This window comes from Mammaliicoccus sp. P-M59 (assembly GCF_022386135.1).
Lineage (GTDB): Bacteria > Bacillota > Bacilli > Staphylococcales > Staphylococcaceae > Mammaliicoccus > Mammaliicoccus sciuri_A.
Genome location: NZ_JAJNJJ010000001.1, coordinates 102,387 through 115,373 on the forward strand (window position 1 = coordinate 102,387; position 12,987 = coordinate 115,373).

Here is a 12,987-nt window from a genome sequence, read left to right on the forward strand (position 1 = left end):
GCATGGTAAGTCATTTAAATATTCATTCATCATATGATTTGCTTAATTCAAGTATTAGAATCCCAGATGTTGTTCAAAAAGCTAAAAATGAAAATTATCAAGCGCTTGCTCTTACAGATTTAAATGTTCTGCACGGTGCTTTACAATTTTATGATGCATGTATAAAACAAAATATAAAACCTATCTTCGGATTAACTATTTATTTAGATGACCAACTCAATCAAGTTGAATGTGTGGTCTTAGCTAAAAATAAAACGGGCTATCATAATTTAATTAAGTTATCGTCTGCTATATCCATTAAAGAACGATTTTCAGCACCAATTGAATGGGTAAATGCATATTCAGAAGGTCTTATAATTATTGGTAAACAAATCAATGAAGCCAACTATTATTTATTCCAAGCTATAACAATTGATGACAATGATAAATATATTTCTCATGATTCTACGATTGATATGGATCATAAAAAAGTCTTTATGAAGTCTGCACTTTATTTGAATGAAAATGATGGTGATAGTTTAATTGCACTTCACGCAATTAAAAATAATGAAAAATTAACGATGAGTGATTTTCAACAAAACTTAAATCATCATTTTTTAACTAAACAAGATATATCGCAAATTAATATAGATGAAGCGTACATACAAAATACAGATGAAATAGCTCAAAAATGTCAGGTCGAAATTGAGTATCATCAAGATTTATTACCAAAATATAAAACGCCTGATAATCAATCAAGTGATGAATATCTTTGGGAATTATTAATGATGAATAAAGCAAAGTATCCACAATTTAATGAAGTATATGAAAAAAGACTTCAATACGAATACGATATTATTGTAAAAATGGGATATTCAGATTATTTCCTAATCGTTAGTGACTTAATCAATTATGCGAAAGATCAAAATGTATTAGTTGGACCTGGACGTGGTTCATCTGGTGGATCTCTAGTTAGTTTTATTTTAAATATTACAACTATTGATCCGATTGAATTTGATTTGTTATTTGAAAGATTTTTAAACCCAGAACGTGTGACGATGCCAGATATTGATATCGACTTTCAAGATACTAAGCGTGATAAAGTGATTCAATATGTTCAAGAAAAATACGGTGATAATCGTGTTGCTGGGATTGTAACATACGGTCATCTTCAAGCGAGAGCAGTAGCAAGAGATGTAGGTAGAATATTGCAGTTTGATGATGCTACACTCAATTACATTTCAAAATTAATTCCTCATAAATTAGGTATTACGTTAAACGAAGCATTTGAAGATGATGCGTTTAAACAATTTGTTAACCAGAATCATTTGCATGAAAAATGGTTTCAACTAAGTAAACAATTAGAAGGTTTACCGAGACATACATCGACCCATGCAGCAGGTATCATTATTAATGAACAGTCTTTACACCAATTTGTACCTACGATGATGGGTGATACAGGTGTCTTAACGCAATGGACGATGACAGAAACTGAAAAGATCGGTCTATTGAAAATCGACTTTCTTGGTTTGAGAAATTTATCGATTATTCAACAAGTGGTCAATCAAGTGAAATATCAAGAAAATCAAATTGTAGATATTGAAAAAATTCCTTTTGATGATCCTAAAGTCTTTCAACTATTGTCTAAAGGTGAAACAACAGGTATTTTCCAACTCGAATCTCAAGGTGTTAGAAGTGTATTAAAAAGGTTAAAGCCTGACCATTTTCTCGATATTGTAGCAGTTACATCTCTATATAGACCTGGACCAATGGAAGAAATACCAACATATATTAAAAGACGTAGACAAAATGCAGAGATAGAATATTTACATCCAGATTTAAAAGATATATTGAAATCAACATATGGCGTTATTATTTATCAAGAACAGATTATGCAAATTGCGAGTAAGTTCGCAGGATTCTCATATGGTGAAGCGGATATTTTGAGACGTGCGATGAGTAAGAAGAATAGAGCAGTGTTAGAAAATGAAAGAAAACATTTCGTGAATGGTAGCTTGGAAAGAGGTTACGAGGAATCAACAGCTGTAAAAATATTTGATTTAATACTGAAGTTTGCAGACTATGGTTATCCAAAAGCACATGCAGTTGCATATAGTAAAATTGCGTATATCATGACTTATTTGAAAGTACATTATCCGACATATTTTTATGCTGCGATTCTTTCTAATGTAGTTGGTAATGAAGTTAAGACAGAACAAATGGTAACGGAACTTAAAAGAATTGGTGTGAAAATATATCCACCGTCCATTAATCATAGTGAATGGTTCTATAAAGCAACTAAAAAAGGTATATATACATCACTTGGTGCAATTAAAAGCGTTGGTTATCAAAGTGTAAAAGTGATTGTTGATGAAAGAAAAACAAACGGAACCTATAAAGATATGTTTGATCTTGTACATCGATTACCAAGTAAGGCTAAAAGTAAGAAATTGATTCAAGCACTTATATATGCAGGTGCTTTAGATGATTTTGGTCAGACTAGAGCGACGTTGTTACAGTCTATTGACGATGTTTATGAAAGTAGCGAGTCTGTCGGAGATTCTAATAATTTATTGAAAGAATTAGGTTTGAATGTAAAAAAAGAATTTAAAGAAGTTGAAGAAATGCCTAATCTTATGAAAAGTGAGTATGAAAAAGAATACTTAGGGTTCTATGCAACTGAACATCCAATCATTTCATTATTCAATCAACATCAATATTTATCGATTTATCCATTAAGAATAGACCATAATAAAGTACCGATGCTCGTAATGATTGCATCACTAAGGAAAATTAGAACTAAAAAAGGTCAAAATATGGCGTTCGTCAATTTAATAGATGGATTAAATGAAGTTGAGGGGGTTATATTCCCTGATGCATATAAACAAATTGAAACAACTGATATTACAAATGTCCCAGTAATTATCAATGGCAAATTCGAAAAAAGAAATGGTAAGACACAAATGATTATTAATCAAATAGATACATTAGAAGCATTTAAACAACATAAATTTAATACGACAAAAGAAGTCGTCGTAAGAAATGTAGAAGATATAGCAGAGTGGATAACAAATGACCACAATCGTCATATTAAAGTAACGTATTTTAATGATAAAGATTATAGTTCAAAAATGCTTGGTTATTTAAACTTAAATCATGGTAACTTTGAAGAATTTATTCATAAAATAGGTTATGAAAATGTACGTCTTTTATAGGCTTTATTAATTAAATAATTTATGCTATAGTATTCTTCATGGTGGTCTGACCACTATGAAGAATTTTTTAATTTAATTATAGAAATTTAATGTATAATAAAGGGATAGATACATACAATGAAGGGATGATTATTTTGTCATTAAGAGATGATGCACTATATATGCATAAAGAAAAACAAGGTAAATTAGGCGTTTATGCCAAAGTTAAAGTCACTAATAAAGAGGAATTAAGTCTTGCTTATTCTCCAGGTGTTGCAGAACCATGTAAAGATATACATGAAGACGTAAGAAAAGTATATGACTATACAATGAAATCAAATGCAGTAGCTGTAATTACAGATGGAACAGCTGTATTAGGTTTAGGTGATATTGGTCCTGAAGCAAGTATACCTGTAATGGAAGGGAAAGCAGTTTTATTCAAAAGCTTTGCTGGTGTAGATGGTGTACCAATTGCACTTAATACGACAGACGTTGATGAAATTGTGAATACTGTTAAATTATTAGAACCTAACTACGGTGGCGTTAACTTAGAAGATATTTCGGCACCTCGATGCTTTGAAATTGAAGAACGTCTAAAAAAAGAAACTAAAATACCTGTCTTTCATGATGATCAGCATGGTACGGCGATCGTAACTGTTGCTGGTTTGATTAATGCATTGAAAATTACTGACAGAAAATTATCCGATATAAAAGTTGTTTTAAACGGTGCAGGTGCAGCTGGTATTGCAATTATTAAATTATTATACAGTTATGGTGTAAGAAATATGATTATGTGTGATTCTAGAGGTGCGATTTACGAAGACCGTCCTTATGGTATGAATCCTACTAAAGACTTTGTTGCGAAATGGACAAACAAAGACAAAACAGAAGGTCAATTATCAGATGTTATTAAAGATGCGGATGTATTTGTAGGTGTATCTGTTGAAGGCGCATTAACTAAAGAATTAGTTGAAACTATGGCTGAAGATCCAATTATCTTTGCTATGGCTAACCCAGTTCCTGAAATTATGCCAGATATAGCAAAAGAAGCGGGTGCTAAAGTTATTGGTACAGGACGTTCTGATTTCCCTAACCAAATTAATAATGTATTAGCATTTCCTGGTATTTTTAGAGGTGCATTAGATATTCGTGCAACTCATATAAATGAAGAAATGAAACAAGCTGCAGTAGAAGCAATTGCTAACCTTGTTTCAGAGGAAGAATTAAACGCTGATTATGTCATTCCTGGGCCATTCGATCCAAGAGTTGCACCATATGTTGCGAAAGCAGTAGCAAAAGCTGGTATGGAATCAGGCGTGGCACGTATTGAAGTTGATATTGATGAAATAGAACGTAGAACATATGAATTAGCAGACTTGTCATAATTTTGGAAGGAGACTCACGTTGGATAAAGAAAAGCAAAAAGGATTAATCAAGATTGTCGAACAAATTCAGTCAATTATTGTTGAAAAAAATATTCAAGTGGGTGAAAAACTGCCTTCCGAAAGATTTTTAAGTGAAACCTTAAATGTTGGACGTTCAAGTATCAGAGAAGCCCTAAGAGCATTAGAACTTTTAGGGGTGATACATACTAGAAGAGGTGAAGGTACATTCTTAAGTGATATGTACCAACACCAGCTTTTTGATTTAATCGGAAGGTTCTTAATTCATAATGAATCACAGCTAGATGAAATTAATGAATTAAAATGGATGATTGAAAATTTCTGTGAAGAACACAATAACATTGAAACAAATTCAAAAGAAGAACTTGTTTCAAATAATAATAATCAAATTATGTATATGATTTGGAAGCTACTCTCTCAATATAGTGATAGATTTGAAAGAGACAATTGTAAATAAAATCAGGGGGATAGTGACATGTTTAAAGACTTGTTCAATCGAAGCCAGAAAAAGAAAAAATATGTAACTGTTCAAAACAGTAAAGATAATGACGTGCCTGAAGGTATCATGACTAAATGCCCTAAATGTAAAAAAATCATGTATACAAAAGAGCTCGTTCAAAACTTAAATGTCTGTTTTAACTGTGATCATCATATTGCATTAACTGCTCACGATAGAATTAGAGCTGTGAGTGATGAAGATGCATTTAAAGAGTTTGATGTTGGTATGACTGCTTCAAACCCATTAGAATTTCCTGGATATGAAGAAAAATTAGAAAAAGATAGAAAAAGCACTGGTTTAAATGATGCAGTCGTTACTGGTGTAACGTCAATTGACGGTATTCCTTATGGTATTTGTGTTATGGATTCAAGATTTAGAATGGGTAGTATGGGTGCAGTAGTAGGAGAGAAAATTTGTAGAATTGTCGATTATTGTGCAGATCACAATTTACCATTTGTATTGTTCACAGCAAGTGGTGGTGCAAGAATGCAAGAAGGCATCATCTCACTTATGCAAATGGCAAAGACAAGTGTATCCATTAAACGTCATAGTGATAAAGGCTTACTATTCATTTCATATATGACACACCCTACAACTGGAGGCGTTTCAGCAAGCTTTGCTTCAGTAGGTGATTTGAACTTTGCAGAACCGAAAGCTTTAATTGGATTTGCTGGTAGAAGAATCATTGAACAAACGATTAGTGAAAAACTACCTGACGATTTCCAAACTGCAGAATTTTTACTAGAACATGGCCAATTAGATAAAGTTGTACATCGAAAAGATATGTATAAAACTTTAAGTACTGTGCTTAAGATGCATCATAACGAGGTGAAAGACAATGCTTGAATTTGAAAAACCTTTAGAAGAAATTAAAGAAAAAATAGCATCTCTACAATCTTATCAAGAAAAACATGGTGTAGACTTAACAGATGAAATAGAAATATTGGAAGCCACTTTAACAAAAGAAACTGAACACATTTATAATAATTTAAAGCCTTGGGATAGAGTACAAGTTGCGAGATTACAAGAAAGACCTACAACTTTAGATTATATCCCTTACATATTTGATGATTTTATCGAACTTCACGGTGATCGTACTTTCCGTGATGATCCAGCTTTAATAGGTGGATTGGCTTACTTTAATGGCTTACCTGTGACTGTTATAGGTCATCAAAGAGGTAAAGACACTAAAGATAATATTTATAGAAACTTTGGTATGGCACATCCTGAGGGATATCGTAAAGCATTGCGTTTAATGAAGCAGGCTGAAAAGTTTAATAGACCAATCATTACATTCATTGATACGAAAGGCGCATACCCAGGTAAAGCTGCAGAAGAACGTGGACAAAGTGAATCTATTGCTAAAAACTTAGTCGAAATGGCATCTTTAACAGTACCTGTTATTTCTATAGTTATTGGTGAAGGCGGAAGTGGTGGCGCACTTGGATTAGGCGTAACCAATCGTCTACTTATGTTAGAGAATAGTACTTATTCAGTTATTTCTCCAGAAGGTGCAGCAGCATTGTTATGGAAAGATTCTGGGCTTGCTCAAATGGCAGCTGAAACAATGAAAATTACAGCACCTGACTTATTTGATTTAGATGTTGTAGATGAAGTTGTTAAAGAACCATTTGGTGGCGCTCATAAACATCTAGAATCACAAGCATCACTTATAAAGACATCAATTGAAAAACATCTTTCAGACTTAAGAACATTAAATGCAGAAAGTTTAGTTGAAGATCGTTTTAATAAGTATCGTAATATAGGAAGTTATATCGATTAGTATATTTAAAATGACAAGTAATCATTTATACTGATATAATTTCTTTTCATAAATTTATGTATATGTGCATAATTGAATTAAAATTAAGCGATTCCAACTTTTGAAAAATTACAAAAGTTGGAATCTTTTTTTAAGAAGACGTTTACATATTTAAATAACAGTAGTTTTAATGGAATCAAGCCAATATTTGTGTTATTTTTAAATTAACAATCATATAACAAGAGAGGTCTGTATATTTATGAAAAAAATTGCGGTTTTAACGAGCGGTGGAGATTCACCAGGGATGAACGCAGCAATTCGTGCAGTTGTTCGTAAAGCTATTTATCATGATATTGAAGTTTATGGTGTATACCAAGGTTACTTAGGCTTAATAAATGATAATATCAAAAAACTTGAATTAGGTTCAGTTGGTGACATGATTCAAAGAGGTGGTACATTCCTTTATTCTGCTAGATGTCCAGAATTTAAAGAAAAAGAAGTGCGTGCGAAAGCAATTGAAAACCTTGAAAAAAGAGGTATAGAAGGATTAGTTGTTATCGGTGGAGATGGAAGTTATAGAGGTGCACAAAGATTAAGCGAAGAAGCTAAAAATCTTAAAACTATCGGTGTACCCGGTACTATCGATAACGATATTAATGGTACAGACTTTACAATTGGTTTTGATACAGCACTTAACACAATCATTGATGCTGTCGATAAAATAAGAGATACAGCATCAAGTCATGAACGTACTTTTATTATTGAAGTAATGGGAAGAGACGCTGGTGATTTAGCGCTATGGTCAGGATTAGCAGCTGGAGCGGAAACAATTTTAATTCCAGAAGTTAAATCAGACATTGAAGAAATCGCTGAAAAAATTCAACATGGTATGGATAGAGGGAAAAAACATTCTATCATTATTTGTGCTGAAGGTGTCATGACTGGTCATCAATGTGGTGAAGAATTGAAGAAATTTATTAACATTGATACACGCGTTTCATGTTTAGGCCACATTCAAAGAGGTGGTACACCTACTGGAATGGATAGAGTACTTGCTTCTCGTTTAGGCGGTTATGCAGTTGAATTACTTATGCAAGGTGATAGTGCTAAAGCAGTTGGAATCCAACAAAATGAATTAACATGTACGCATTTTGATGAAATATTCCAAGCAGAACATAACATCGACAAGAAAATGTATAATTTAGCACATCAATTATCTATATAAAAAAAGAAAAACTACGGAGGTCATTTTAATATGAGAAAGACAAAAATTGTATGTACGATAGGTCCAGCATCAGAATCAGAAGAAATGTTAGAAAAATTAATGCTTGCAGGCATGAACGTTGCTAGATTGAACTTCTCTCACGGAAGTCATGAAGAACACAAAGGTCGTATAGATACAATTAGAAAAGTAAGTTCTAAATTAAATAAAAATATTGGTATCTTATTAGATACAAAAGGTCCTGAAATTAGAACTCATAACATGAAAGATGGTTTAATTGAACTTACTAAAGGTAGTGAAGTAACAGTTAAAACAACTGAAGTAGAAGGTACTAAAGAAGCGTTCTCAGTTACTTACGAAAAATTAGCAGAAGATGTAGAAGTTGGATCAACAATTCTACTTGATGATGGTTTAATTGAACTTACAGTTAAATCAATTGATATCGCTAAAGGTGAAGTTCACTGTGCAGTAGAAAATACTGGCGAATTAAAAAATAAAAAAGGTGTTAACTTACCTGGTGTTAAAGTAAACCTTCCTGGTATTACTGATAAAGACGCTAGTGATATCCGCTTCGGTATCGAACAAGGTGTAGACTTTATCGCAGCCAGTTTCGTAAGACGTCCATCAGATGTATTAGATATTCGTGCAATTTTAGAAGAAAAAGAAAATAATTTTATTAAAATTATTCCTAAAATTGAAAATGAAGAAGGTATTGAAAATATCGATGAAATTCTTCAAGTTTCAGATGGTTTAATGGTTGCTCGTGGTGATATGGGTGTTGAAATTTTACCAGAAGCAGTTCCAATGGTACAAAAACAATTAATCCAAAAATGTAATAAATTAGGTAAACCAGTTATTACAGCAACACAAATGTTAGATTCAATGCAAAGAAACCCACGTTGTACAAGAGCAGAAGCCAGTGACGTAGCGAACGCTATTTACGATGGTACAGATGCAGTCATGTTATCTGGTGAAACTGCAGCGGGATTATATCCTGAAGAAGCAGTACGTACAATGCAAAATATTGCAGTAGCTGCTGAAGAAGCTCAAGATTACAAAAAATTATTATCTGATCGTTCAAAAATGATCGATACGAATTTAGTTAATGCAATCGGTGTATCAGTTGCACATACAGCTTTAAACTTAAACGTTGTATCAATCGTAGCAGCAACTGAAAGTGGAGCTACAGCGCAAACAATTTCTAAATATAGACCACATTCACACATTATTGCAGTTACACCTAATGAAACAACTGCTCGTCATATGACATTAGTATGGGGCGTATTACCAGTTGTGAAAAAAGGTAAACAAACAACTGATGAATTATTAAATAATGCTGTATCAACAGCTGTTAACACAGGTTTAGTTGATAATGGTGATTTAATCATTATTACTGCAGGTGTACCAACAGGTGAAACAGGTACAACTAACTTAATGAAGATTCATTTAGTAGGTGACGAATTGGCTAAAGGTCAAGGAATCGGTCATCATTCAACAGTAGGTAAAGCTGTAGTAGCAAATACTGCTGACGACTTAAAAGGAAAAGATTTAAGTGAGTCAATTGTAATTACACAATCAACAGATGCTGATATGGTTCCATATTTAGAAAATGCTAAAGGAATTGTAACAGAAGAAGGCGGATTAACTTCACACGCTGCAGTTGTAGGCCTTAACTTAGGCGTAGCAACTATCGTAGGTGTAGAAGGCGCTCGCGAAAAAATAGCAGATGGTACATTAATTACATTAGATCCAAAACAACACAAAGTGTTCGAAGGATATGCTAACGTATTATAATATATGTGAGATAGAGATTGGGATATGATATCCTAGTCTCTTTTTTGATTTTATGAATGTATATGCCGTTATTAGCAGTCCTGGTCAAAAGTGCAAATACTGGTTCCTATATATGACTACTAAATAAGGCTACAAAAAAACATCTCATTTTCTGATTTGCTCAAGAAAATGAGATGTTTTTAATTTACTTTATTTAAATACTTTACGTTTTTGATTAAAGTACATGAATGTCAAAATGATAAACCAAATTGGTGTAATTAATATAGCGATTAATGTCACTTTATTAGTCATCAATAACACGAATACGAAAATAAAGAATATTAATGTAATCCATGCTACTGGAACACCACCAGGTAATTTGAAATCAGAAGCTTTGTTTAATTCTGGTGATATTTTACGATATCTAATATAAGCAATAATAATTAATGACCATACTACTAAGAAAAGAACAGTTGAAACTGATGTTACATATTTAAATACTTCACCAGCGTCTTTAATTACGTAATTTAAAAGTACTGAGATCATTAATAAGAAACAACTAAATAGTGTTGCTTTATAAGGGACACCAGTTTTATTTGTTTGACCAAAACTTTTATTTGCTTGTCCATTTTGTGATAATCCATAAAGCATTCTACTATTTGAGAAAATACCACTATTACAAGATGAAGCTGCAGCTGTTAAAACAACAAAGTTGATAATTGCTGCTGCGATTGGAATACCAATCAGTCCAAATAATTTTACGAATGGACTTTCGGCAGGGTCGATTTTGTCCCAAGGTGTAATTGACATGATGATAATAAGTGAACCTACATAGAAAAGCATAATTCTAACTGGAACACTATTTATCGCTCTTGGTATCGTCTTATGTGGATCTTTCGTTTCACCAGCTGTAACACCGATTAATTCAATACCTACAAATGAGAATGCTGCCATTTGGAATGATAAGAAGAAACCATTCATACCATTTGGGAAAATACCATTATGATCCCAAATATGTGTTAGTGAAGCTGTACCGTATGGTGTTTCATATGCCATTACGATCATGATAATACCGACAACGATTAATGCTACGATCGTTGTTATTTTAATAATAGAGAACCAGAACTCTAATTCACCAAATAGTTTAGCAGTCATTAAATTCATTGTCATTAATATGAGTATTGTAAATAATGCTGTAATCCATGTTGGTATGTCAGGAAACCAAAAACTTATGTATTTTGCTACTGCAGTTACTTCAGCCATACCAGTGACAATCCAACAGAACCAGTAAGTCCATCCTGTTATATATCCCGCGAATGGGCCGATATATGTATGTGTGACATCTGCAAAAGAATGAAAATCAGTGTTTGAGAGTAATATTTCCCCTAAAGCTCTCATAAACAGAAATAAAATTAAACCTATTATAATATAGGTCAGTAGTATTGAAGGGCCTGCTGAACTGATTGTTTCACCAGCACCTAAGAATAAGCCTGTACCTATAGCACCACCTATCGCAATAAGTTGTACATGCCTATTGCTTAACTCCCTTTGTAAATTGTTAGCCATATAAACTTTATCCCTCTTTCATATACAAACTTTTATGTTATTATTATGCGCTTACTGTAAGAAAATAGCAATTAAAAAATGAATGTTTAACAACTGTTTGATACCTGTTAACATGATTTATTATTTTTATCATATATAATAATAAAAATGAATGGATGAACGACGAAATGACGTATTCTGATAAAAATGATAGGGTATTACTCACTCGTAAATCCTTTTGTGTTCACGTTTTCGGGATATATTTAATTTACTATAGCAATATTATAAAAATTATAAAATTACAACTGTTTATTTTTATTCATCTAAAATTACTAAAGAATTTAAAGTTTAAAAGTCCTTCGCATTCACAAAACTCAAGAAATTATATATAATGATAGATGAAAGCCATTACATATATGGGCAATTATTTAGTAAGGGGGATATTATTATGGCACAAGTAGCAAAAGGGTTAGAGGGCATCATTGCTTCTGAAACTCAAATTAGTTCAATCATAGATAATCAATTAACTTATGCAGGTTATGAAATAGATGATTTAACTGAAAATGCTTTATTCGAAGAAGTTATGTTTTTACTATGGAATTTAAGATTACCAAACAAAGAGGAATTAGCTGAACTAAATGAGAAACTACTAGGATATATGACTCTAAACCCTAGAATGTATACACATTTTGAAGATTATGCGACTGATAAAGTTCATCCAATGACTGGATTACGTACTTCATTATCTTATTTAGCGCATTTCGATCCAGATGCTGAAAAATTTGATGAAGAAATGAACTATGAACGTGCAATTAGAATTCAAGCAAAAGTTGCATCGTTAGTTGCAGCATTTTCTCGTGTAAGACAAGGTAAAGAAGTTGTAAAACCTAAAAAAGATTTAACATATGCAGCAAACTTCTTATATATGTTAAGAGGTGAAGTTCCAACTGATGTTGAAGTAGAAGGTTTTAACAAAGCATTAATTTTACATGCTGACCATGAATTCAATGCTTCAACATTTACAGCACGTGTAGCGGTTTCGACATTATCTGATATGTATTCAGGTGTGACAGCAGCAGCTGGCGCATTGAAAGGCCCATTACATGGTGGTGCTAACGAACAAGTTATGAAAATGTTAACTGAAATTGGTACTGTCGACAAAACTGATGATTACATTAAAGAAAAAATCGCAAACAAAGAAAAAATTATGGGCTTCGGACACAGAGTTTATAAAAATGGTGATCCTAGAGCGAAGTACTTAAAAGAAATGAGTCGTCGTATTACAGATGAATCAGGTCAAAAAGAACTGTTTGAAATTTCTTTAAGAATTGCTGAAATTATGAAAGAAGAAAAGGGATTATTACCTAACGTTGACTTCTTCAGTGCAACTGTATATCACAGCATGGGTATTGATCACGATTTATTCACACCAATTTTTGCGATTAGTCGTATGTCAGGTTGGACAGCTCATATTCTTGAACAATATAGAACAAATAGAATTATGAGACCTAGAGCTGAATATACTGGTGAACGTGATCGTAAATATGAACCAATTGAAAATCGTTAATTTAATGAATATAATATAACTAACAAATTTAGATGGAGGAATC

At 32.5% G+C, this 12,987-nt stretch carries 9 protein-coding genes; 8 read left to right on the forward strand and 1 reads right to left on the reverse strand.

Going from position 1 to position 12,987, the window contains the following annotated elements:
• The first annotated feature begins 2 nt into the window (after window positions 1-2).
• The 7 genes from LQ617_RS00515 (at window position 3) to pyk (ending at window position 9,853) form a co-directional block, all read left to right on the forward strand.
• Entirely contained in the window at window positions 3-3,194 is a 3,192-nt protein-coding gene (locus LQ617_RS00515; RefSeq protein ID WP_239739191.1) for a DNA polymerase III subunit alpha, read from the forward strand.
• Window positions 3,195-3,328: 134 nt separating this feature from the next.
• Window positions 3,329-4,558: an NADP-dependent malic enzyme gene (gene ystJ / locus LQ617_RS00520; protein WP_239739748.1), complete on the forward strand. Its 1,230-nt coding sequence runs from the start codon at window positions 3,329-3,331 to the stop codon at window positions 4,556-4,558.
• A 19-nt stretch (window positions 4,559-4,577) separates the two neighbouring features.
• Entirely contained in the window at window positions 4,578-5,033 is a 456-nt protein-coding gene (locus LQ617_RS00525; RefSeq protein ID WP_025904315.1) for a FadR/GntR family transcriptional regulator, read from the forward strand.
• An 18-nt stretch (window positions 5,034-5,051) separates the two neighbouring features.
• Window positions 5,052-5,921 (forward strand): acetyl-CoA carboxylase, carboxyltransferase subunit beta, encoded by an 870-nt coding sequence (accD, locus tag LQ617_RS00530; protein ID WP_025904314.1) that lies wholly within the window; start codon window positions 5,052-5,054, stop codon window positions 5,919-5,921.
• Window positions 5,914-6,858, forward strand: coding sequence for an acetyl-CoA carboxylase carboxyltransferase subunit alpha (locus LQ617_RS00535; RefSeq protein ID WP_126477571.1), 945 nt, complete (start codon window positions 5,914-5,916; stop codon window positions 6,856-6,858). Before accD ends, LQ617_RS00535 begins: the two co-directional genes overlap by 8 nt.
• 238 nt (window positions 6,859-7,096) lie before the next feature.
• A complete protein-coding gene (pfkA, locus tag LQ617_RS00540) occupies window positions 7,097-8,062 on the forward strand; it encodes a 6-phosphofructokinase (protein WP_037588500.1) in 966 nt (321 codons plus the stop codon).
• 30 nt (window positions 8,063-8,092) lie between these two features.
• Complete coding sequence (gene pyk, locus LQ617_RS00545) at window positions 8,093-9,853, forward strand: pyruvate kinase (protein ID WP_239739193.1); 1,761 nt, start codon at window positions 8,093-8,095, stop codon at window positions 9,851-9,853.
• A 189-nt stretch (window positions 9,854-10,042) separates the two neighbouring features.
• Here the strand turns inward: pyk and LQ617_RS00550 are convergent, their stop codons facing one another.
• On the reverse strand, window positions 10,043-11,398 hold the full coding sequence (locus tag LQ617_RS00550; protein ID WP_037588496.1) for an amino acid permease: 1,356 nt from the start codon (window positions 11,396-11,398) through the stop codon (window positions 10,043-10,045).
• Between the two features lie 427 nt (window positions 11,399-11,825).
• Between LQ617_RS00550 and LQ617_RS00555 the strand changes: the two genes are divergently transcribed.
• A complete protein-coding gene (locus LQ617_RS00555; protein ID WP_037588495.1) occupies window positions 11,826-12,944 on the forward strand; it encodes a citrate synthase in 1,119 nt (372 codons plus the stop codon).
• Window positions 12,945-12,987 lie beyond the last annotated feature (43 nt).